At 66.4% G+C, this 21,540-nt stretch carries 19 protein-coding genes, 6 tRNA genes and 1 pseudogene; 21 read left to right on the top strand and 5 right to left on the bottom strand.

Annotated features, from left to right (window positions below):
• The first annotated feature begins 2 nt into the window (after positions 1–2).
• The 13 genes from folC to HND92_RS12045 all read left to right on the top strand — a co-directional run bounded on the left by folC (position 3) and on the right by HND92_RS12045 (position 8,219).
• Positions 3–1,328 carry a bifunctional tetrahydrofolate synthase/dihydrofolate synthase gene (folC, locus tag HND92_RS12105; RefSeq protein WP_172207215.1) on the top strand — a complete coding sequence of 442 codons (1,326 nt, stop codon included), beginning with the start codon at positions 3–5 and terminating at the stop codon, positions 1,326–1,328.
• Between the two features lie 14 nt (positions 1,329–1,342).
• Positions 1,343–2,185, top strand: a complete 843-nt coding sequence (locus HND92_RS12100) for an SPOR domain-containing protein (protein ID WP_172207213.1) — start codon at positions 1,343–1,345, stop codon at positions 2,183–2,185.
• Positions 2,186–2,225: 40 nt separating this feature from the next.
• Entirely contained in the window at positions 2,226–2,714 is a 489-nt protein-coding gene (locus tag HND92_RS12095) for a CvpA family protein (RefSeq protein WP_011805893.1), read from the top strand.
• Between the two features lie 77 nt (positions 2,715–2,791).
• On the top strand, positions 2,792–4,300 hold the full coding sequence (gene purF / locus HND92_RS12090; protein WP_011805892.1) for an amidophosphoribosyltransferase: 1,509 nt from the start codon (positions 2,792–2,794) through the stop codon (positions 4,298–4,300).
• Positions 4,301–4,430: 130 nt separating this feature from the next.
• Positions 4,431–5,645, top strand: a complete 1,215-nt coding sequence (locus HND92_RS12085; protein ID WP_172207212.1) for an O-succinylhomoserine sulfhydrylase — start codon at positions 4,431–4,433, stop codon at positions 5,643–5,645.
• Positions 5,642–7,051: a glutamate--tRNA ligase gene (gltX, locus tag HND92_RS12080; protein WP_088886466.1), complete on the top strand. Its 1,410-nt coding sequence runs from the start codon at positions 5,642–5,644 to the stop codon at positions 7,049–7,051. The genes HND92_RS12085 and gltX overlap by 4 nt, the downstream gene beginning before the upstream one ends.
• A gap of 65 nt (positions 7,052–7,116) precedes the next feature.
• Positions 7,117–7,192, top strand: a tRNA-Ala gene (locus HND92_RS12075).
• 32 nt (positions 7,193–7,224) lie between these two features.
• Positions 7,225–7,300 (top strand) — tRNA-Glu (locus HND92_RS12070).
• A gap of 46 nt (positions 7,301–7,346) precedes the next feature.
• Positions 7,347–7,423 (top strand) — tRNA-Asp (locus HND92_RS12065).
• A 4-nt stretch (positions 7,424–7,427) separates the two neighbouring features.
• A tRNA-Ala gene (locus HND92_RS12060) sits at positions 7,428–7,503 on the top strand.
• 31 nt (positions 7,504–7,534) lie between these two features.
• Positions 7,535–7,610 (top strand) — tRNA-Glu (locus HND92_RS12055).
• Positions 7,611–7,667: 57 nt separating this feature from the next.
• Positions 7,668–7,744: transfer RNA gene (locus tag HND92_RS12050), tRNA-Asp, on the top strand.
• A gap of 268 nt (positions 7,745–8,012) precedes the next feature.
• Positions 8,013–8,219 (top strand): hypothetical protein, encoded by a 207-nt coding sequence (locus HND92_RS12045; RefSeq protein WP_172207210.1) that lies wholly within the window; start codon positions 8,013–8,015, stop codon positions 8,217–8,219.
• A gap of 101 nt (positions 8,220–8,320) precedes the next feature.
• Here the strand turns inward: HND92_RS12045 and HND92_RS12040 are convergent, their stop codons facing one another.
• The 3 genes from HND92_RS12040 to HND92_RS12030 all read right to left on the bottom strand — a co-directional run bounded on the left by HND92_RS12040 (position 8,321) and on the right by HND92_RS12030 (position 12,267).
• A complete protein-coding gene (locus tag HND92_RS12040) occupies positions 8,321–9,079 on the bottom strand; it encodes a 3-hydroxyacyl-CoA dehydrogenase (RefSeq protein WP_088886481.1) in 759 nt (252 codons plus the stop codon).
• A gap of 113 nt (positions 9,080–9,192) precedes the next feature.
• Positions 9,193–10,242: an extracellular solute-binding protein gene (locus tag HND92_RS12035; RefSeq protein ID WP_172207208.1), complete on the bottom strand. Its 1,050-nt coding sequence runs from the start codon at positions 10,240–10,242 to the stop codon at positions 9,193–9,195.
• A gap of 183 nt (positions 10,243–10,425) precedes the next feature.
• Complete coding sequence (locus HND92_RS12030) at positions 10,426–12,267, bottom strand: glutamine--tRNA ligase/YqeY domain fusion protein (protein WP_011804881.1); 1,842 nt, start codon at positions 12,265–12,267, stop codon at positions 10,426–10,428.
• 212 nt (positions 12,268–12,479) lie between these two features.
• On the opposite strand from HND92_RS12030, the gene HND92_RS12025 reads away from it, so the two are divergent.
• The 7 genes and pseudogenes from HND92_RS12025 to HND92_RS11995 all read left to right on the top strand — a co-directional run bounded on the left by HND92_RS12025 (position 12,480) and on the right by HND92_RS11995 (position 17,406).
• Entirely contained in the window at positions 12,480–12,833 is a 354-nt protein-coding gene (locus HND92_RS12025) for a hypothetical protein (protein WP_011804882.1), read from the top strand.
• A gap of 83 nt (positions 12,834–12,916) precedes the next feature.
• Positions 12,917–13,363, top strand: a complete 447-nt coding sequence (gene aroQ, locus HND92_RS12020) for a type II 3-dehydroquinate dehydratase (protein WP_011804883.1) — start codon at positions 12,917–12,919, stop codon at positions 13,361–13,363.
• Positions 13,357–14,247 (top strand): alpha/beta fold hydrolase, encoded by an 891-nt coding sequence (locus tag HND92_RS12015; RefSeq protein WP_172207206.1) that lies wholly within the window; start codon positions 13,357–13,359, stop codon positions 14,245–14,247. The genes aroQ and HND92_RS12015 overlap by 7 nt, the downstream gene beginning before the upstream one ends.
• Before the next feature lie 9 nt (positions 14,248–14,256).
• Positions 14,257–14,682 carry an alternative ribosome rescue aminoacyl-tRNA hydrolase ArfB gene (gene arfB / locus HND92_RS12010; protein WP_011804885.1) on the top strand — a complete coding sequence of 142 codons (426 nt, stop codon included), beginning with the start codon at positions 14,257–14,259 and terminating at the stop codon, positions 14,680–14,682.
• Positions 14,683–14,795: 113 nt separating this feature from the next.
• Positions 14,796–15,632 carry a class III extradiol ring-cleavage dioxygenase gene (locus tag HND92_RS12005; protein WP_172207205.1) on the top strand — a complete coding sequence of 279 codons (837 nt, stop codon included), beginning with the start codon at positions 14,796–14,798 and terminating at the stop codon, positions 15,630–15,632.
• Positions 15,633–15,657: 25 nt separating this feature from the next.
• Entirely contained in the window at positions 15,658–16,323 is a 666-nt protein-coding gene (locus HND92_RS12000) for an alpha/beta hydrolase (RefSeq protein ID WP_172207203.1), read from the top strand.
• Between the two features lie 154 nt (positions 16,324–16,477).
• Positions 16,478–17,406 (top strand): annotated as a pseudogene (locus tag HND92_RS11995) (DUF3014 domain-containing protein).
• A 3-nt stretch (positions 17,407–17,409) separates the two neighbouring features.
• Here the strand turns inward: HND92_RS11995 and HND92_RS11990 are convergent.
• On the bottom strand, positions 17,410–17,877 hold the full coding sequence (locus tag HND92_RS11990; RefSeq protein ID WP_011804889.1) for an Lrp/AsnC family transcriptional regulator: 468 nt from the start codon (positions 17,875–17,877) through the stop codon (positions 17,410–17,412).
• A 101-nt stretch (positions 17,878–17,978) separates the two neighbouring features.
• On the opposite strand from HND92_RS11990, the gene mdeB reads away from it, so the two are divergent.
• A complete protein-coding gene (gene mdeB / locus HND92_RS11985) occupies positions 17,979–20,651 on the top strand; it encodes an alpha-ketoglutarate dehydrogenase (RefSeq protein ID WP_172207201.1) in 2,673 nt (890 codons plus the stop codon).
• A 31-nt stretch (positions 20,652–20,682) separates the two neighbouring features.
• Here the strand turns inward: mdeB and HND92_RS11980 are convergent, their stop codons facing one another.
• The gene (locus HND92_RS11980) at positions 20,683–21,540 is read right to left on the bottom strand and encodes a zinc-dependent peptidase (protein ID WP_172207199.1); all 858 of its coding nucleotides are present in this window, start codon (positions 21,538–21,540) and stop codon (positions 20,683–20,685) included.

Raw genomic sequence — 21,540 nt, 5'->3', positions numbered from 1 at the left:
CTATGCACATTCCTCCGCAGACACTGGAAGGCTGGCTTCGCCACTGCGAGCAGCTGCACCCCAAGAACATCGACATGGGCCTGGAGCGCGTGGGCGAGGTGGCGCGCCGCCTGGGGCTGCGCTTCAACTGCCCCGTGATCACCGTGGCGGGCACCAACGGCAAGGGCTCGACCTGCGCCATGCTGGAGGCCGTGGCCCTGCAGGCTGGCTACCGTACGGGGGTCTATACATCGCCCCATCTGGTGCATTTTGAGGAGCGTTGCCGCATCCGTGGCGAGATCGTCGATGCCGCGTCGTTGGTGGCCAGCTTCGAGACGGTGGAGCGGGCGCGCACGCAGAACGGCAACGAGGTCATGCTGACCTACTTCGAATTCACCACGCTCGCCATCCTGCGGCACATGAGCCTGTCGCTGCTGGACGTGGCCATCCTGGAGGTGGGGCTGGGCGGGCGGCTGGATGCCACCAACATCATCGACGCCGACTGCGCGGTGATCACCAGCGTGGACATCGACCATGTGGAGTTCCTCGGGCCTGACCGCGAGACCATCGGCCGCGAGAAGGCCGGCATCATGCGCACCGGCCGCCCCGTGGTGGTGAGCGACCCCATGCCGCCGCAGAGCGTGATCGACCATGCGCGCGAGATCGGCGCCGACCTGTGGCGCTTCGGGCAGGACTTCAATTTCTCGGGGGACAAGCAGCAGTGGGCCTGGGCCGGGCGCGGGCGCCGCTATGCCGGCCTGGCGTATCCGGCGCTGCGGGGCGCCAACCAACTGGTCAATGCCTCGGGCGCACTCGCTGCGCTGGAGGCAGTGCGTGAACGCCTGCCCATCAATGCGCAGGCGGTGCGCGCCGGCCTGGCGCTGGTGGAACTGCCGGGGCGCTTCCAGATCGTGCCGGGCCAGCCCACGCTGGTGCTGGACGTGGCGCACAACCCGCACTCGGTGGCGGCGCTCACGGCCAATCTGGACGCCATGGGCTACTTCCCGACCACGCACGCGGTGTTTGGCGCCATGGCCGACAAGGATCTGGCGCCCATGCTGGCCAAGGTCGGGCCGGTGATCGACCGCTGGTATTTCACCGACCTGCCCACGCCGCGCGCCGAGACGGCCGCCAGCCTGCAGCAGAAATGGAATGCGCTGCAGATGGTGGCCGGAGGGCGCCGTGAGGTCGCCACCAGCCTGCACGCCAACCCCGAGGAGGCGCTGCGCGCGGCCGTTGAGGCCGCGGACCCCGCTGATAGAATTGTGGTCTTTGGCTCGTTCTACACGGTGGGTGGCGTGCTCCAGCATGGGGTGCCGCGCCTGCAGGCCAAGCATCTGGGCGCATAACGAGTCCGCACTCCATGGCATTTTTCAAGTTTCGTTGGCCTGGCCGGCAGGAGCCGTCGGGCGACACCAACAAACCCGCCAAGCGCTCACGCACTCCGCAGGCCGAGAGCATCGAGGAAATGCGCCGACGCGCGCGCCACCGCCTGCTGGGCGCGGCAGTACTGGTGCTGGTGGGCGTGGTGGGCTTCCCCCTGCTGTTCGACACCCAGCCGCGGCCGGTCCCGGTGAATGTGGCGATGGACATTCCCGATCGCCACAAGGTGGCTCCGCTGGTGGTGCCGCAGCAAGAGGCCAACACCCCCCGCGCCGCGGAGCCGGCGACTTCCGGCCTGGATGCGGGCGAGGAAGTGGTGGCGTCCCGCCCACGCAGTGCGCCAGCGGCCTCGCAGCCCACTGCGCGCGTCGAGCCCAAAGTGCCGGCTAAGGCGGAAACCCCGGCGGAATCCAAGCCCGAGCCCAAACCGGAACCCAAGCCCGCGCCCAAGGCAGAGGCCAAACCGGAATCCAAACCAGAACCCCGGCCCGATCCCAAGCCTGCGCGCCAGGACGATGCTGCGCGCGCCCGCGCACTGCTCGAAGGCCGCAACCCGCAACCCAGCGCCGCGCCCGCCGCTGCGCGCGAGGAGCAGGGCCGCTTCATCGTGCAGGTAGGCGCCTTCGCGGACGCCGACAAGGCGCGCGAGGTGCGCGATCGGTTGGAGCGCTCTGGCCTCAAGACCTATACCCAGGTGGTGGACACCAAGGATGGCAAGCGCACGCGCGTGCGAGTGGGTCCGTTCACCAGCCGTGCGGACGCCGACAAGGCGGCCGGCCGCGTCAAGGGCGCGGGGCTGTCCGCGTCGGTGTTGGCGCTGTAGGCCGGCTGGCGGCGCGGGACGGCGGTTTCAAAGGTTGCGCATGGCGGCGCTGGACTGGATCTTCCTGGTGGTGCTGTGCGCGTCGCTGCTGATCGGTGCATGGCGCGGGCTGGTGTTCGAGTTGCTGTCGCTGGCCGGCTGGGTGGTGGCGTTCTTTGCCGCGCAATGGTTCGCGGACGATATGGGCGCGCTGCTGCCCATGGGGCAGGCGGATGCCACCTGGCGCCATGTGGCGGGCTTCGCGGTGGTGTTCGTCGGTGCGGTGTTTGCGTGTGGGCTGGTGGCGTGGCTGCTCAAGAAACTGGTCGAGGCGGTGGGCCTGCGGCCCGCGGACCGGGCGCTAGGGGCACTGTTTGGCGTGCTGCGCGGCCTGGTGCTGCTGCTGGCCGTGGTGCTGGTGGCCGGCTGGACGCCGATGCAGGATGCGCCGTGGTGGAAGGAATCGCAAGCCGCCCCCCTGTTGCAGGGAGCGCTCAAGGGGTTGAGGCCCGCGCTGCCGGATGAACTGGGCCGCCATCTGCCTTCCTAGCGGGCCTGGCGGCGCGGCCGCGGTGAGTGATGTGTGTGATCGGCGGGAAACCCCGCCGCCAAAACTGGAACGAAACTATGTGTGGAATTGTCGGCGTGGTCAGCACGGCCCCCGTGAATCAGCTGATCTATGACGCCTTGCTGCTGCTGCAGCACCGGGGACAGGACGCCGCGGGCATCGTCACGCAGGAAGGGCGCAAGTTCTTCATGCACAAGGCCAAGGGCATGGTGCGCGACGTGTTTCGCACGCGCAACATGCGCGCACTGCCCGGCACCATCGGCCTGGGGCAGGTGCGCTATCCCACGGCGGGCAATGCCTCCAGCGAGGAGGAGGCCCAGCCGTTCTACGTGAACGCGCCGTTCGGCATCGTGATGGTGCACAACGGCAACCTCACCAACGCCAAGCAGCTGCGCGGCGAACTGGCCGACACCGACCACCGCCACACCAACACCGAGAGCGACTCCGAAGTGCTGCTCAATGTGCTGGCGCATGAGCTGGCGCGCGCCACCAGCGGCGCGCCGCTGCAGTCCGAGGACGTATTCAAGGCCGTGCGCGCGGTGCACAAGCGCGTCAAGGGCTCCTACGCCGTGATCGCGCTGATCGCCGGCTATGGCCTGCTGGCGTTCCGCGACCCGTTCGGCATCCGCCCGCTGTGCATGGGCCGCGGCGCGGACGGCACCGTGATGCTGGCGAGCGAATCCGTGGCGCTGGAGGGCACGACCCAGGTGCTGGACCGTGACGTCGCGCCCGGCGAGGCCGTGTTCGTGCACGCTGACGGCCGCGTGGAAACCCAGCAGTGCGCCGAGAACCCGCACCTCAACCCCTGCGTGTTCGAGTACGTGTATTTGGCGCGTCCCGACTCGGTGATGGACGGCATCTCGGTCTATCAGGCGCGGTTGAACATGGGCGAGACGCTGGCCAAGCGCGTGATCTCCACCGTGCCTCCCAGCGAGATCGACGCCATCATCCCCATCCCCGAATCCAGCCGCCCCAGCGCCATGCAGCTCGCGCAGCTGCTGGGCATTCCGTACCGCGAGGGCTTCGTCAAGAACCGCTACGTGGGCCGCACCTTCATCATGCCGGGGCAGGGCGTGCGCAAGAAGTCGGTGCGCCAGAAGCTCAACGCTATCGGCAGCGAGTTCAAGGGCCGCAAGGTGCTGCTGGTAGACGACTCCATCGTGCGCGGCACCACCTCCAAGGAGATCGTGCAGATGGCGCGCGACGCCGGCGCGGTGAAGGTCTACCTGGCTTCTGCCGCGCCGCCGGTGCGCCACCCCAATGTCTATGGCATCGACATGCCCACGCGCTCCGAGCTGGTCGCGCACGGCCGCACGGTGGAGGAGATCCGCCAGCTGATCGGCGCCGACGCACTGATTTACCAAGACGTCGAGGCCATGAAGCAGGCCGTGGGCAAGATCAACCGCAAGGTGGAGGGGTTCGAGGCCTCGTGCTTCGACGGCGTGTACATCACCGGCGACATCTCCGACGAGGAAGTGACGGCGCTCAACGAGGGCCGCAACCGGGGTGGTGAAGAGGAGCAGGAAGACACCTCCCGGCTGTCCCTGCCCAACGCCCAGGAGGCGTGAGTACACTCGCGCTCATCAAAAAGATGAGCGCCTTGCGCTTGTTGGTACTGGGTTTCAGGGTAAAAAATGCCTGAAGTCCAGGTACAGCAAGCGCTATCAGCTCCTATTTTTTAGAACAAGGACCGCCACCGTGACCGATCAACCCCTGCCCGAGGGGCTGCGCCCTGAGACCCTCGCCGTTCGCGAGGCCGTCGCGCGCAGCCAGTGGGGCGAGCACAGCGAGGCGCTGTACATGACCAGCAGCTTCGTGCAGAGCGACTGCGAAAGCGCCGCACGCCGCTTCGCCAACGAAGAGCCGGGCTACACCTACACCCGCACCGCCAACCCCACGGTCAGCAGCTTCGAGCGCCGCCTGGCGGCCATGGAGGGCACGGAATGCGCGGTGGCCACCAGCACCGGCATGTCGGCCATCCTGCTGATGGCGCTCACCGTGCTCAAGAGCGGCGACCACGTGGTGGCGTCGCAGTCCATGTTCGGCTCCACGCTCAAGCTGCTCGGGTCGGAGATGGCGCGCTTCGGCGTAGAGACGACCTTTGTCTCGCAGACCGACCTGCAGTCGTGGGAGGCGGCCATCCGCCCGAATACCCGCTTGCTGTTTGCCGAGACACCGACCAACCCGCTGGGCGATCTGTGCGACATCACCGCACTGGCGCAGATCGCGCATGCGCGCGGCCTGCTGTTGGCGGTGGACAACAGCTTCTGCTCGCCCGCGCTGCAGCGCCCGGCGCAATTGGGCGCTGACCTGGTGGTCTACTCGGGCACCAAACTGCTGGACGGCCAGGGCCGCGTGATGGCGGGCGCCGTGTGCGGCACCACCGCGCTGGTGGACAAGGTCATGGGCACCTTCATGCGCAGCGCGGGGCTGAACCTGTCGCCGTTCAATGCATGGGTCGTGCTCAAGGGGCTGGAGACGCTGTCGCTGCGCGTGCGCGCGCAAAGCGCCGCGGCTTTGGAACTGGCGACCTGGCTGGCCACACATCCCAAGGTGGCGCGCGTGCACTATTCGGGCCTGGCCAGCCATCCGCAGCATGCATTGGCCATGCGCCAGCAGGGCGGCATGGGCGGCCCGGTGCTGGCGTTCGACGTGGTGGGGCAAGGCGCGGCGCAGCTGCGCGCGAATGCCTTCCACGTCATCGACAGCACGCGCGTGTGCTCCATCACCGCCAACCTGGGCGACGTGAAGACCACCATCACCCATCCGGCCAGCACCTCGCACGGGCGCCTCACGGAAGAGCAGCGCCAGGCGGCCGGCATCGGCCAGGGGCTGATCCGCGTGTCCGTGGGCCTGGAACATCTCGACGACCTGAAGACCGACCTCTGCCGAGGCCTGGACACCCTGCCATGACACAACAACAAGTACGCACCCGTTTCGCCCCGTCGCCCACGGGCTTCATCCACCTGGGCAACATCCGCTCCGCGCTCTATCCCTGGGCCTTCGCGCGTGCCAACGACGGCGTGTTCATCCTGCGCATTGAGGACACTGATCTGGAGCGTTCCACCCAGGCCTCGGTCGACGTCATCCTGGAGGGCATGTCCTGGCTGCAGCTCGACCATGACGAGGGCCCGTACTACCAGATGCAGCGCATGGAGCGCTACAAGGAAGTCCTGGCCCAACTGCAGGCTGCAGGCCATGTCTATCCCTGCTACATGAGCGTGGAAGAGCTCGATGCCTTGCGTGAACGCCAGATGGCCGCGAAGGAAAAGCCCCGCTATGACGGCACTTGGCGCCCCGAGCCCGGCAAGGTGCTGCCGCCCGTGCCGGAAGGTGTCAAGCCCGTGCTGCGCTTCAAGACGCCCCAGGACGGCGTGGTCGGCTGGGACGACAAGTGCAAGGGTCGCATCGAGTTCCAGAACAGCGAGCTGGACGACCTGGTCATCGCGCGCCCGGACGGCACGCCCACCTACAACTTCTGCGTTTGTGTGGACGACATGGACATGCGCATCACCCACGTGATTCGCGGGGACGACCATGTGAACAACACACCACGCCAGATCCACATCTTCGAGGCCCTGGGCGCCACGGTGCCCGTGTTTGCCCATCTGCCCACCGTGCTCAACGAGCAGGGTGAGAAGATGAGCAAGCGCAACGGTGCCAAGGCCGTGACACAGTACCGCGACGAGGGCTATCTGCCCGACGCCATGGTCAACTACCTGGCCCGATTGGGCTGGAGCCATGGCGATGACGAGATCTTCAGCCGCGCGCAATTCCTGGAATGGTTCAACCTGGATCACCTGGGCCGCAGCGCCGGCCAGTTCGACGAGGCCAAGTTGCGCTGGGTGAACGCACAGCATCTCAAGGCCATGGAAGATGCACAGTTGGCAGCACTCGTGCGGCCCTTCGTCGTGCAGGCGGGTGTTCCAGAGGCGCAGTTGGATGCTGATGACCGCTTGCCGCGCATCTGCGCGCTGTTCAAAGACCGCTGCGAAACGCTGGTGGACCTGGCACGCTGGGCGCGCGTGTTCTATGTGGACGCCATCGAGCCCGATGCAGACGACTTCGCGAAGCACGTGACCGAGACAGCCGCACCGGCGCTCGACGCGTTTGCCGCCGCCATGGAGACCGTGGCGTGGAACAAGGACGCGATCAACGCTGCGATCAAGGATGTCCTCAAGCAGCTGGGTTTGAAGATGCCGCAACTCGCAATGCCCGTGCGGGTGCTGACCATGGGTACCGCGCATACGCCGTCGGTGGATGCCGTGCTCGAACTGCTGGGTCGCGAAAAAATCCTCGCGCGATTGAAAAGTCGTTAAAAACCTGTCTATAATTCAAGGCTCAGGTGATGACGACAGATAAGAAATTAAATGTCGAAGTCGAAGGGGGTATAGCTCAGCTGGGAGAGCGCTTGCATGGCATGCAAGAGGTCAGCGGTTCGATCCCGCTTACCTCCACCACCTGATGATTTGAACGGAAGTTCTTAGGTTTTGACCCTATCGTCTAGAGGCCTAGGACATCACCCTTTCACGGTGAGTACCGGGGTTCGAATCCCCGTAGGGTCGCCAAGTTTGGCTGCACTTGATTCGCAAGAATGCAAGCAGCTACCGACGCGGAGTGGTAGTTCAGTCGGTTAGAATACCGGCCTGTCACGCCGGGGGTCGCGGGTTCGAGTCCCGTCCACTCCGCCATCTTGGGGGTATAGCTCAGCTGGGAGAGCGCTTGCATGGCATGCAAGAGGTCAGCGGTTCGATCCCGCTTACCTCCACCAAGATTTGTTGGTTTACAAGTTTCTAGGTTTTGACCCTATCGTCTAGAGGCCTAGGACATCACCCTTTCACGGTGAGTACCGGGGTTCGAATCCCCGTAGGGTCGCCAAGTTTTGTGGCACTTGGCTCGGTTGCATTAGCAGCAGGGCAAAAGTCACACCGACGCGGAGTGGTAGTTCAGTCGGTTAGAATACCGGCCTGTCACGCCGGGGGTCGCGGGTTCGAGTCCCGTCCACTCCGCCAATATCAAAAAAGCCGCTGCAAATTATTTGCAGCGGCTTTTTTTCTGTGTTTTCAGAATTTATTGCGACAGCCAAGCAGCTATGCGGACATAGGGCGTAGCTCCGCTACGTGGCTGAATGTCCATGGTTCCATTCCCGGCATGTCCAATTAGGCTACTGAGAATTTGCCCGTTCGCATCAATAAAAGCGCTAAATCCTACGTTGTTTGCACGTACTAGCGGTTTTTGTGCTTCGGCCGCGCGCACGCCGCTTTGCCAGGACACACGCTCGTGATCGTGCAACCCGATGATGATGGGCGCCGCGCGATCCTGAACCATGAACTGGACAAGGAGCGCGACGCCTTGCGGCGCCTGCAGACGCAGGAGGGGGCGGGCGGTGCGGATGCGCAGTTGGCGGTGAACCGCCACCAGAGTAACATCCGCGCCTTGGAGATTGAACTGCAGCGCTTGCCTGCGTCCGTGCGCCGCCAGCCCTAACCGCAGTTACTCACCGACTGCGTCCGCGTTGGTTTCGTTAGGAAAATATACGGAATCGGGCTCGAGCCCAATACAGACAAGCGCAAGGCGCTATCAAAAAATCACTTCGGTGCAAGGCGGATCGCGCCATCCAGACGAATCACTTCGCCATTGAGCATGTCGTTCTCGAAGATGTGGCGCACCAGCTTGGCGTAATCCTGCGGGGTGCCGAGGCGGCTGGGGAAGGGGACGCCGGCGGCCAGCGCGTCCTGTACCTCCTGGGGCATGCCGAACAGCATGGGGGTGCCGAAGATGCCGGGGGCAATGGTCATGTTGCGGATGCCGTTGCGTGCCAGGTCGCGGGCGATGGGCAGTGTCATGCCCACGATTCCGCCCTTGGAAGCAGAGTACGCCGCCTGCCCGATCTGCCCGTCATAGGCCGCCACACTGGCGGTGGAGATCATCACCCCGCGCTCGCCGGTGGCTTCGGGTTCGTTCTTGCACATGGCCTCGGCGGCCAGGCGGATCATGTTGAAGCTGCCGATCAGGTTCACCGTGATGGTCTTGCTGAACGAAGCCAGCGCGTGCGCGCCATTCTTGCCAACGGTCTTTTCCGCAGGGGCGATGCCGGCGCAGTTCACCAGGCCCATGAGCTTGCCCATCGATACCGCTGCGGCCACCACGGCTTGGCCATCGGCCTCGCTGCTCACGTCGCAGCGCACGAAGCGCCCGCCGATCTCGCGCGCGACGGCTTCGCCCTTGTCGGCCTGCATGTCGGCAATCACCACCAAGCCGCCCGCTGAAGCCAGCATGCGTGCCGTGCCTTCACCCAGGCCTGACGCGCCGCCGGTGACGATGAACACCTTGCCCTTGATTTCCATGGTCTGTCTCCAAAGTTACGTTAACGTAAACGTTAATTATCACCGAGCGATCCGGCACTCCCTAGAAAAGCAACAGCCCGGCAGGGCCGGGCTGTGCGCAAGGGGCAGAGGGCTTACCGGAAACCGACGCGGTCCAGCATCTGCTGTACCTTGACGGTGTTGGCGCCGACCGCGCCAATGGGGATGGTTTCACTCTTGAACGGTTGGCCGCCCGTCATGGCCTTGAGGGCCGGGTTGCCCGGATCCACGCCTTTGGCGGCGGGCCATTCGTTGTTGCCGTTGGCAAAGTAGTTCTGAGCCTCAGGGCTGGCCAGGTATTCCAGGAACTTGATGGCGTTGGCTTGGTTCTTGGTGTGGCGGGCCACTGCGCCGCCTGCGATGTTCATGTGCGTGCCCCACGATTGCTGGTTGGGGAACACCACCGCCACCTTGTCCACCACGGCCTTGTCTTCGGGCTTGTCCGAGCGCATCAGGCGGGCGAGGTAATAGCTGTTGGTCACGGCGATATCGCATTCGCCTGCTGCGACGGCCTTGATTTGATCGGTGTCGCCCCCCTTGGGCGCGCGGGCGAGGTTGTTCACCACGCCCTTGAGCCATGCTTCGGCTTTCTGTTCACCCACGTGTTCCATCACGGCGCCGAACAGGCTCAGGTTGTAGGGGTGGGAGCCGGAGCGGATGCAGACCTTGCCTTTGTTTTTGGGGTCGCCCAACTCTTCGTAGGTGTCCACATCGTCCTTGTTGACCTTGGTCTTGTTGTAGACAACCACACGCGCCCGCGTGGACAGGCCAAACCAGGGAATACCACCGTCGGCGACCGGTGTTGCGCGCAGGTTCGCGGGAATGGCGTCCTCCAGCACCTTCGAGCGCACGGGCAGGAACAGGCCGTCGGCCTCGCCACGGTAGAGGCGGGCGGCGTCCACCAGGAGGATCACGTCGGCAGGGGATGCGGCTCCTTCTGCCTTGAGACGGGCCATGATCCCGGCATCATCAGAATCCACGCGATTGATCTTGATGCCCGTGGCCTTGGTAAAGCCGCTGTACAGCGCTTCATCGGTGGCGTAGTGGCGGGCGGAATACAGGTTGACCACCTGGTCCTGCGCACTTGCGGCGCCTGCAGCGGCCAGAACACATGCAACAACCAAGGATTTCATAGGCATGGACATGAGGCTCAAGTCTTTCTCGGCAATAAGGTGGTGGGATGATAAAGCAAACGAGAATCGTTATTAAAAATCCATCTTTGCGCCGGGAGAATTTCCGTCGTGCACCCTCAGTAATGCGCAGGCGTTCGGTTTGAGACGAAAAAAATGCCCGCGGACGCGGGCATTTGCTTGTCGAGCAGCGGCTGGCTATTTCGCCCAACTGTCCTTCAGTCCGGTGATCTTGTTGAACACCGGGCGGCTGGCGCTGTGGTCCACCCGGTCGGCCACGAAGTAACCGAAGCGCTCGAACTGGAACTTATCGTCGGGCTGGGCGGCCGCCAGTGATGGCTCCACATAGGCAGTCACCACCTTCAGGCTGTCGGGATTGAGCAGGGCCAGAAAGTCTTTACCACCCGCGTCGGGTTGGGCGTCGGTGAACAGGCGGTCGTAGAGGCGCACCTCGGCCTGCACGCCGTCCTGCACCCCCACCCAGGTGATGGCGGCTTTTACCTTCACGCTATCGGCGCCGGGCGTGCCGCTCTTGGTGTCGGGCACCACGGTGGCGAGCACGCGGGTGACGTGGCCGCCCGCATCTTTCTCGCAGCCGGTGCATTCGATGACGTAGCCGCCCTTCAGGCGCACGGTGTTGCCTGGAAGCATTTGCCCGTCCGCCCCGAGCCGGGGAGGATAAAGACGCTTGTAGCCCTTGGGTGGCACTTCGGCGAAGTCTTCGCGTTCGATCCAGACCTCGCGGCCCAGGGTGAAGTGGCGCTCGGGAACAGCCTGGCCTTCGTGCGCGTGCGGCAGGGCGGGTAGGCTGCAGGCCTCGACGTGGCCGTCGCTGCCGAAGACTTCGGCCCAGTTGGTCAGCGTGAGCGGGAGCGGGTCGAGCACGGCCATGGCGCGGTGGGCCTTGGATTCCAGGTCCTCGCGTAGGCAACCCTCCAGCGTGCCGTAGTCGATCCAGCTGTAGTCCTTGGTCACGCCAATGCGCTCGCAGAACATCTGGATGGAGGCCGGCGTATAGCCGCGCCGGCGCAGGCCCACGATGGTGGGCATGCGCGGATCGTCCCAGCCGCTCACGATGCCGCTGTCCACCAGGTGCTTGAGCTTGCGCTTGCTGGTGATGACGTAGGTGAGGTTCAGACGCGCGAACTCATACTGGCGCGGCTGGGGGCGGGCGATCAGGCCGCCTTCCCCCAGACGGTCCAGCAGCCAGTCGTAGAAGGGGCGCTGGTCCTCGAACTCCAGCGTACAGATGCTGTGGGTGATGCACTCCAGCGCATCCTCGATCGGGTGCGCAAAGGTGTACATGGGGTAGATGCACCATTGGTTGCCGGTGTTGTGGTGCTCGGCGTGCTTGATGCGGTAGATGGCCGGGTCGCGCAGGTTGATGTTGGGGTGCCCCATGTCGATCCTGGCGCGCAGCACGGCGGCGCCATCGGGGAGCTTGCCGTCACGCATCTCGCGAAAGCGCGCCAGGTTCTCCGCAGGGGTACGGTTGCGATAGGGGCTGTCTACCCCGGGCTTGCCGAAGTCGCCGCGGTTGGCGCGCATCTCTTCGGGCGTTTGCTCGTCCACGTAGGCGTTGCCGGTCTCGATCAGGTACTCGGCCGCGCGGTACATGAAGCCAAAGTAATTGCTGGCGTAGTACAGGTTCTCGTGGCCGTCGGGGTCTTTCCAGTCGAAGCCCAGCCAGCGCACGGCATCGATGATGCTGTCTACGTACTCCTGATCTTCCTTCTCGGGGTTGGTGTCGTCAAAGCGCAGGTGGCAGACGCCGCCGTAGTCGCGCGCCAGGCCGAAATTCAGGCAGATGCTCTTGGCATGGCCCACGTGCAAGTAGCCGTTGGGTTCAGGCGGAAAGCGCGTGCGGATCTTGGCAGGGTCAACCGCTGCGGCGGCGTGGTGGGCTGCGTCGCCTGGGCTGCCCGCCCAGTGTTTTTGGGCATGCACACCGTGCGACAGGTCGGATTCGATGATCTGGCGCAGGAAGTTGCTGGGTTTTGCGGCTTCCGCAGAAGTGTCGTGATGGACGGGGGTGCTCATGCGGGGGATTTTAGGCGGCATAGATGCGTACTACCGGCGCGAGCGCTTGTTGAGCGGCCGCTGCGGTTACGCATGGAAACGGCGCGGGGTACGTTCGGAAACAACCTGAACATCTGTTCATGCCATCCTTTCACGGTGCTGGCGCGTTAGACGTCCAAACGCTTTGTGTTCAGGCACCGGGGTGCCGCGGCACCCCTATATAGGAGATTTTCATGATCCAACATCGCTCTTGGTTTGCCGCCGCCGCCTCGGCCGGCGTGGCGCTGGCCCTGTTGGTGGGCACAGGCACCGCCCAGGCACGCAGCGACGTGTACTGGTCTGTCGGCGTGGGCGTGCCCGGCGCCGTCGTGGGGGTGGGCAACGCCGCTCCTGTGTATTACTCGCCTCCACCCGTGTATTACGCCCCGCCGCCCGTGGTGTACGCACCGCCCGTATACAGGGCTCCGCGCCCGGTCTATTACGCGCCACCCGTGGTCGTGGCACCGCCCGTGGGGTATTACCGCGGATACGGGCACGGGTACCGCCACGGCCATCGGCACCATCGCGGCCATCGCGATTGGCGCTGACACGGGCACGCCAGCCGGAGTGCTGGCCGCGATAATGCGCATTCGCGGGTCCGTTGCGGCGGGTAGAACCGCGCTAGCACTCCATGACGAAAACCGTTTACGTTCTCAACGGCCCCAATCTCAACCTGCTGGGCACGCGCGAGCCGCAGGTGTATGGCTCCCAGACTCTGGCGGATGTCGAGCAGCTCTGCACGGCCGCATGTGCACGCCACGGGTTGGCGCTGGTATTTCGCCAGAGCAACCATGAAGGCGCTCTGGTGGACTGGATCCACGAGGCCGGCCGGCTGCATGCGGCGGGCCAATTGGCCGGCGTCGTGCTCAATGCCGCTGCCTACACCCATACCAGCGTGGCACTCCTGGATGCCGTGAAGGGCACGGGAGTGCCCGTGGTAGAGCTGCACATCAGCAACGTGCATGCGCGCGAGAGCTTTCGCCACCACTCCTATCTGGCCGGCGCGGCCCGCGCGGTGATGTGCGGGTTTGGAGTGCAGGGCTACGCCCTTGCCATTGATGGGCTGGCCCAATGGTGAGGGAGCCATCGCTCGCCACGCTGCCCTTGCCTCCTGAAGTCACCGCGTTGCAGCAACGCGCACGGCGCGAGTCCACCCCCTGCGGTACCGGCGACATCGTCTGGCATGTCTGGGGGGCATCCCAGGATGGTGCGTTGCCTCTGGTACTGCTGCATGGCGGCAGCGGCAGCTGGACGCATTGGGTGCGCAACATCCACGATCTGGAGGACAGTGGTCGCGAGGTCTGGGTCCCCGATCTGCCGGGATTCGGAGATTCGGCCGCACCACCCGCGGGGGGCGATGCGGACGCCCTGGTGGAGCCGCTGGCCGAAGGCTTGCGTACGCTGTTCGGGCCACGGCCGTGTGACCTGGTGGGATTTTCCTTTGGTGGATTGACGGCGGGCCTGCTGCTCGCAGCCCACCCCGAACTGGCCCGCCAGCTCGTATTGGTGGGAGCCCCGGCGATGGGGGTGGTGCCCCAACGGCAATTCGAGCTCAAGGCCTGGCGCCACCTGCCGCAGGAAGGGCAGATTGCGGCGCACCGCTACAACCTGGCGGCGCTGATGCTCCAGGACACTTCGCTCATCGACGGTTTGGGCGGCCTGGCGTTGAAAACGCACGTGGCCAATGTAGTGCGCGACCGCATGCCCCGCCGCCGCCTGGCGCACACCGATGCGTTGGCGCGCGCTCTGCCGCTGGTGCCTTGCCCCGTGCATGCGATCTATGGCCGCAGCGACGCTCTGTATAAAGAGTGGATTGGTGCATTGGAGGGCGCTTACGCGGCGGCGGCTCCGGACTTTCGCGGCATGGCGCTGATCGAGGAAGCCGGCCACTGGGTGCAGTTTGAGCGCCCGCAGCGCTTCCTGCAGGCGCTGGACGACGCCCTGCGCGCCGGGGCCGCCTGACGGACGGGCATGGCCTCCGGCAATCCTTCTTCCGGCGTGCGCGTGGACCCGGCCGAGGTCGAACTTACTGCCATGCGCGCCCAGGGGGCGGGCGGGCAGAACGTGAACAAGGTGTCCAGTGCCGTGCACCTGCGCTTCGACATCGCGGCCTCTTCATTGCCTGAAGATGTGAAACAGCGCCTGCTGGCCCTGCGCGACAGCCGCATCACCCAGCAGGGGGTATTGGTCATCAAGGCCCAGCAATACCGCACCCAGGAGGCCAACCGCCTGGATGCGTTGGCGCGCCTGCAGGCGCTGGTGGACAGCGTGGCGCGGCCGCCGCGCGTGCGACGTGCCACGCGGCCCACGCTGGGATCGCAGCAGCGGCGGCTGGAGTCCAAAAGCCGGCGCGGAGGTGTCAAGGCATTGCGCGGGCGGCCCCATCTGGGAGAGTGACGCTGCTTTCACATCGCATTGGTGTGATGGATGGGACGCTGTGATGGGGTCTATGGCGCTTGGCATCAAGCGTGTCGCTCCCACATGATTGCAACCTGGACTGAGGTTTTGCCATGAACACCCCCCATACCCCTTCTGTCACCTCTTCGACGACCGCTGCCGCGCTGCCCGTGCTGTTCGTCTCGCACGGCGCGCCGCTGTTTGCGCTGGAGCCCGGCAGTACCGGCCCGGCGCTCACCCGCTGGGGCGCTGAACTGAAGGCGCAGTACCCCCGATTGCGCGGCGTGGTCATCATGTCGCCGCACTGGGTGGCGCGCGGCGCCACCGTCATGACCGGGGCGCAGCCCGAGACCTGGCACGACTTCGGCGGTTTTCCTCGTCCGCTCTATGCGCTCCAGTACCCGGCTGCCGGAGCACCCGCCCTGGCACAGGAGGTGTTGGCCCTGCTGGTGCAGGCTGGCATTGACGCGCGAGGCGACGCGGCGCGCCCCTTCGACCATGGCGCCTGGGTGCCGCTGATGCATCTGTTCCCGCAGGCCGACGTGCCCGTGGTGCAGGTCGCGCTGCCCGTGGGTGCCGGTCCGGCAGAGGTGTATGCGATGGGTGCGGCGCTGCGCGGCCTGCGCGAGCAGGGCGTGCTGGTCGTGGGCTCCGGCAGCATGACGCACAACCTGGCCGAGTTCTTTGGCGGCGCCGACCAGCCCGCATCCTATGTGGTGGAATTCAGCCGCTGGATCGAGGCGCAGCTGGAGCAGGGCGACACCGCGGCCCTGCTGGACTACCGCGCCCGTGCGCCGCATGCCCGGCGTGCGCATCCCACGGAAGACCACTTCCTGCCCATCTTCTTTGCGCTGGGCGCTGCCGGCGAAGGCGCCGAGGCGCACTATCTGAGCCGCGAAGTCATGCATGGCATGTTGGCCATGGACGCCTTCGCGCTGCAGGCTGCCTGACACTTCCCCCATCACGACGTTGCCCATGCTCGACCTACCCCTTTCCTTCCTTCACCGCCCCGCGACGCCCGGCTCCGAGCCGTGGCTGCTGGTGCTCATGCACGGCGTGGGCAGCAACGAACAGGACCTGTTCAGCCTGGCCCCGTATGTACCCCCGCAATACCACGTGCTGAGCCTGCGCGCACCGTACCGCATGGGGCCGACGGCCAATGCCTGGTTCGAATTCACCGTGGCAGCGGATGGCGCGCGCAGCATCAACGAGCCGCAGGAGGCCGCCAGCCGCGCACTGGTGGCGCAGACCGTGGACGCCGCGGCGCGCCAGCTGGGTATTCCCGCCGCGCGCGTGGTGGCGGGCGGCTTCAGCCAGGGCGGCATCATGGCGCTGACCCTGCTGCTCACGCGGCCTGAACTGCTGCACGGCGCGATGGTCTGGCACAGCCGGCTGCTGCCGCAGGCGCTGCCCCATGCGGCGCAGCCGGCCGCGCTGGCGGGGCGCCAGCTCTGGGTGAGCCATGGCGTGCAGGACAACGTCATTCCGCTGGCCAGTGCCCAGGCAATACGCGACCATGTCCGGACGCTGCCGCTGGCGCTGAGCTACCGCGAGTACCCGGGCATGCACGAAATCCGCCCGGAGGAACTGCGCGATTCCATGGCCTGGCTGCACGGCCTGGCCGCAGGCGCCGCCGGTTGACCCCGGTGGTAAGCCTCGTAACCTCTGGTGGTTTAACGTGGTTTTATATGAAACAGGGCTGTAGCATAGGCGGATCAAGCGCTAATAGCTATCAATATTGAAGCGAAGGTGCCCCTTGCACGGTGCGAGGGGGCCTCGTGGAGAAAGGACCGCCATGCCTGTACGAGACCCCGCCGAATTCCATCCCCGGCAGGAGTCCTCGGTCTCTGTCTGGACCGTCATTGCCCTGGTGGCGATCGCCGCCGCGGGCGCCGCCTGGTGGTTCGGGTGGCGCCACACCCAGGCCCCCGAACCTGCGCCCGCGGCCCCCGCCGTCGAGGCCGCACCCCCGCCGCCGCGCCGCAGCTACCCGCGTCCGGTCCGCAGAACCCGGTGGAAGTGCTGGAACCCCTGGCCGACGCGCTGCCCGCGCTGGCCGATTCCGACGCCTACGTGGCCCGCGCGCTGGCGGAACTGCTGGGGCCGCAGGCGGCGGCGCTGCTGCAGCCCGAGGGGCTGGTGCGCCGCATGGTGGCGACCATCGACAACCTGGCACGCGCCCAGGCACCCTCGCGCATGTGGCCCGTGCAGCCCACGCCCGGCCGTTTCACGGTGGAAGGGGCGCAGGATGCGCCTGCGCAGACCATCGCACCGGCCAACGCGGCGCGTTACCAGGCCTTCGTCACGCTGGCCGAAGCCGTGCCCGTAGACGCCGCGGTGAAGCTCTATGCCCGCATGTATCCGCTGTTCCAGGCGGCCTATGAAGAATTGGGTTTTCCCGGGAGCTACTTCAACGACCGCCTGGTGGCGGTACTCGACCACCTGCGCGCCGCGCCCGAGCCGGCGGGGCCCTTGCAGGTGCGGCTGGTTCCCGTGGTGGGCGAGGTGCCCTCCACCCGGCCCTGGGTGCGCTACGAATTCGTGGACCCCCAACTGCAGGCACTCTCCAGCGGTCAGAAGATGCTGGTGCGCATGGGCCCTGAGAATGCGCGCCGCCTGAAGGCCGTGCTGGCCGAGCTGCGCCGCCGCGTGGCCACTGGAGACATGGCGGCGGGCAACGTCGCGCGCATACCGGCGCAGGCGACGCCGCCTGCCAGCCGCTGACCGCTACGGCGTTGGCAGAGGCAACGCCGTCTTGTAGCGCACCTGCTTGAGCGTGAAGCTGGTGCGGATCTTCTCGATGCCCGGGATGGGCGTGAGCTGCTCGAGAATGAAACGTTCCAGCGCCGCGATGTCGGGCAGCGCCACGCGGATCAGGTAGTCGCTGTCGCCCGTCATCAGGTAGCACTCCATCACCTGGTCATGCTCGGCGATGCGCTGTTCGAAGGCCGAGAGCGCTTCCTTGCTCTGGCTTTTCAGGCTGATGTTGATGAACACATTGAGCCCCAGCCCCAGCGCCGTGGCATTGGCCAGCGCCACATACCGGCTGATGACGCCAGCGGCCTCCAGCGCCTTGACCCGGGCGAGGCAGGGCGAAGGCGACAGGTGCACGCGCCGCGCCAGCTCCACATTGGACAGCGCGCCATCGGCCTGCAATTCGGCCAGGATGCGCAAATCGGTAGCGTCAAGCTTCATATGCTGAAAATCATTCCAGGAACGGCATATTGTGCCGATGGGGGGTGAAACATCGTGTGAATCGGCATCCTATTTCGGTATGCGGGGCCTACAGTGGCGCGATGAACGCCCCCACACCCCTCGCAACACTGGCTACCCTCGCTGCCGCGGCCAGCCCCGATACCGACCCCCAGGAAACCGCCGAATGGCGCGACGCCCTGCAGGCCCTGGTGGCCACGGCAGGGCCTGAGCGCGCGCGCTTTCTGCTGGACGAGCTGAACCGGCTGGCCGGCCAACTGCGCGTGGACTGGCGCCCCGGCCTGAACACGCCCTACGTGAACACCGTGTCCGTGCAGGAGCAGGGGGTGTTCCCCGGCGACCTGGCGATCGAGGAGCGTCTGGCGTCCATCATGCGCTGGAACGCGCTGGCCATGGTGGTGCGCGCCAACCAGGCGTACGGCGAACTGGGCGGCCACATTGCCAGCTACGCCAGTGCGGCCGACCTGTTCGAGAGCGGCTTCAACCACTTCTTCCGCGCCCGCGAGGGTCTGGGCGAAGGCCAGCACCGGGGCGACCTGGTGTTCTTCCAGCCGCACAGCGCGCCCGGCGTGTACGCGCGCGCCTTCCTCGAAGGGCGTTTGAGCGAGCAGGACCTCATGCACTACCGCCAGGAGATCACCGCCCCGGCGCAGGGCGCGCGCGGCCTCAGCAGCTACCCGCACCCCTGGCTCATGCCGGACTTCTGGCAGTTCCCCACCGGCTCCATGGGCATCGGCCCCATCAGCAGCATCTACCACGCGCGCTTCATGCGCTACCTCACGCACCGCAACCTGCTGGATTGCTCCGCACGCAAGGTGTGGGGCGTGTTCGGCGACGGCGAGATGGACGAGCCCGAGAGCATGAGCGCGCTCACGCTCGCGGCACGCGAGGGTCTGGACAACCTCGTTTGGGTGGTCAACTGCAACCTGCAGCGCCTGGACGGCCCGGTGCGCGGCAACGGCCGCATCATCGACGAGCTGGAGCGCCTGTTCGCCGGCGCGGGCTGGAACGTGGTCAAGCTCGTCTGGGGCAGCGACTGGGACGGCCTGTTCGCCCGCGACCTCACGGGCGCGCTGGTGCGCACGCTCGAAGGCACGGTGGACGGCCAGATGCAGACCTTTGCCGCCAAGGATGGGCGCTACAACCGCGACCACTTCTTCGGCCAGACCCCCGAACTGGCCGCGCTGGCCCAGGGCATGACCGACGAGCAGATCGACCGCTTGAAGCGCGGCGGGCATGACCTGGTGAAGATCCACGCGGCCTATGCTGCCGCCGCGCGCCACCGCGGCCAACCCACGGTGATCCTCGCCCACACCAAGAAGGGCTACGGCATGGGCCAGGCCGGCCAGGGCAAGATGACCACGCACAGCCAGAAGAAGCTCGACGGCGCCGACCTCATCGAATTCCGCAACCGCTTCAACCTGCCCTTGAGCGACGCTCAGGCCACGGGCCTGGCGTTCTACAAGCCGGGGGACGACAGCCCCGAGATGCAGTACCTGCGCCGCCAACGCCAGGCCCTGGGCGGCTACCTGCCCCGGCGCGAAACGGTGTGCGACGTGCTGCCGGTGCCACCGGTGGCAAGCTACGCGCAGTTCGCATTGCAAGCGGACGGCAAGGAGATGAGCACCACCATGGCCTTCGTGCGCATGCTCGGTACCCTGCTGAAGGACGCGACACTCGGCCCGCGCATCGTCCCCATCGTGGCCGACGAGGCGCGCACCTTCGGCATGGCCAACCTGTTCAAGCAGGTCGGCATCTACAGCAGCGTGGGCCAGCGCTACGCGCCCGAGGACATCGGCTCGGTGCTTTCGTACCGCGAGGCGCTGGATGGGCAGATCCTGGAGGAAGGCATCAGCGAGGCCGGTGCCATCGCCAGCTGGACGGCCGCCGCCACCAGCTACAGCGTGCACGGCCTGGCCATGCTGCCGTTCTACATCTACTACTCGATGTTCGGCTTTCAGCGCGTGGGCGACGCCATCTGGGCCGCCGCCGATCAGCGCGCCCGCGGCTTCCTGCTGGGCGCCACCTCGGGCCGCACCACGCTGGGCGGCGAGGGCCTGCAGCACCAGGACGGCTCCAGCCACCTCGTGGCCGCCACCATCCCCAACTGCAAGGCCTACGACCCGGCCTTCGCGGGCGAGTTGGCCGTGATCGTGGACGCCGGCATGCGCGAGATGGTCACCGAGCAGCGCGACGTTTTCTATTACGTCACGCTCATGAACGAAAACTATGCCCAGCCGGACCTGCCGGCCGAGGCGCATGCAGGGGTGCTGCGTGGATGCTATGTATTCAATAGCTATCAGCGCTTGCTGGACGGGCGCGATGGCTCAAATTCATCTCAAAAAAACGTGACCCTGCTGGGCTCCGGCGCCATCCTCACCGAGGTCATAAAGGCGGCGCAGCTGTTGGCCGATGAGGGCATCGCGGCCACCGTGGTCAGCGTGACGAGCTGGAGCGAGCTGGCGCGCGACGGCATGGCCTGTGAGGCCGGGCGTGACAGGGGGGATGCAGGCGATGCCAAGCCCTGGCTTACGCAGGTACTGGAGGTAACGAGCGGCCCGGTCATTGCCGCCACGGACTATGTGCGGGCCGTGCCCGAATCGGTGCGCGCCTATGTGCCCGCGGGGCGCCGCTACCGCGCGCTGGGCACGGATGGCTTTGGCCGCAGCGACACGCGGGCGGCGCTGCGTGCGTACTTTGGGGTCGATGCCGCCAGCATTGCGCAGGCGGCGCGGGCCGCGCTGACGGGCGGTTAAAGGGCGGTTGAGGGGCGGGAACGAAGCCGCCTCAGCCGGACAGTGGCCGGCCGAAGAACGCATCCAGCACGTGCAGCAGGGTGGGGAATTCCTGCCCGAAACGTTCACGGTGCACGAAGTACGCCTCGCAGGCCACGGCGAAGAACTCCGCGGGCGCGGTGGCGCCGTACGCATCCAGCCACGGCCATGCGCCGCCGAAACGCTCGGCGATGATGACCTGCTCGCGGAACTGCTCGTACGCGGGCTCCCAGGCGTCGCGCCAGGCCGCGTGCGCGGCGCGCGCGCCCCGCGTGCCCATGAATCCCGGAGGCAAGGGCGGGCAGCCGTCGGCCGGGCCGTTGCGCATGTCGATCTTGTGCACGAACTCGTGGATCACCACGCTGGTGGCGACCGGCTGCCCGTCCGATCCGCCCTGGCCAGCCCCGTCCACGGCGGGCCAGCTCAGCATGACGGGGCCGCGCTCCATGGCTTCGCCCAACAGCACCTCGTCGTAGTGGTGCACCACGCCGGCGGCATCCACGGCCTGGCGGCGCGCCACGGCCTCGGCCGGATGCACCACGATACCCACGAAGTCGTCGTACCAGGCCAGCGCACGCTCGGGAGCGCCCCAGTGCAGCAGCGGCAGGCAGGCCTGGGCCGCAATCGAGACCGCCATGGCATCGGTCACCACCAGCCCATGGGCGCCGGTGAACTCCTTGCGGTCCAGGAACAGCGCACTCAGGGCGCGCAGCTTGCCTTGGTCATGCAGTGGCAGCGCCTGCAGGAATGGGTAGCGCCGCAGGGTCTGCAACCACAGTTGCGCGGAGATGTCGGGGAGGGGGGCCACGGTGGCGCGTACGCGCAGGGCCAGTTGGCGAAGGAAGTGCAGGGGTGCGCGGGTACGTGCCAT

It is taken from the genome of Diaphorobacter sp. JS3050 (genome assembly GCF_013154915.1).
Classification (GTDB): domain Bacteria; phylum Pseudomonadota; class Gammaproteobacteria; order Burkholderiales; family Burkholderiaceae_C; genus Diaphorobacter; species Diaphorobacter nitroreducens.
The sequence above is the reverse complement of the archived record's forward strand: the minus strand, read 5'-3'. Positions and strand labels throughout refer to the sequence as shown.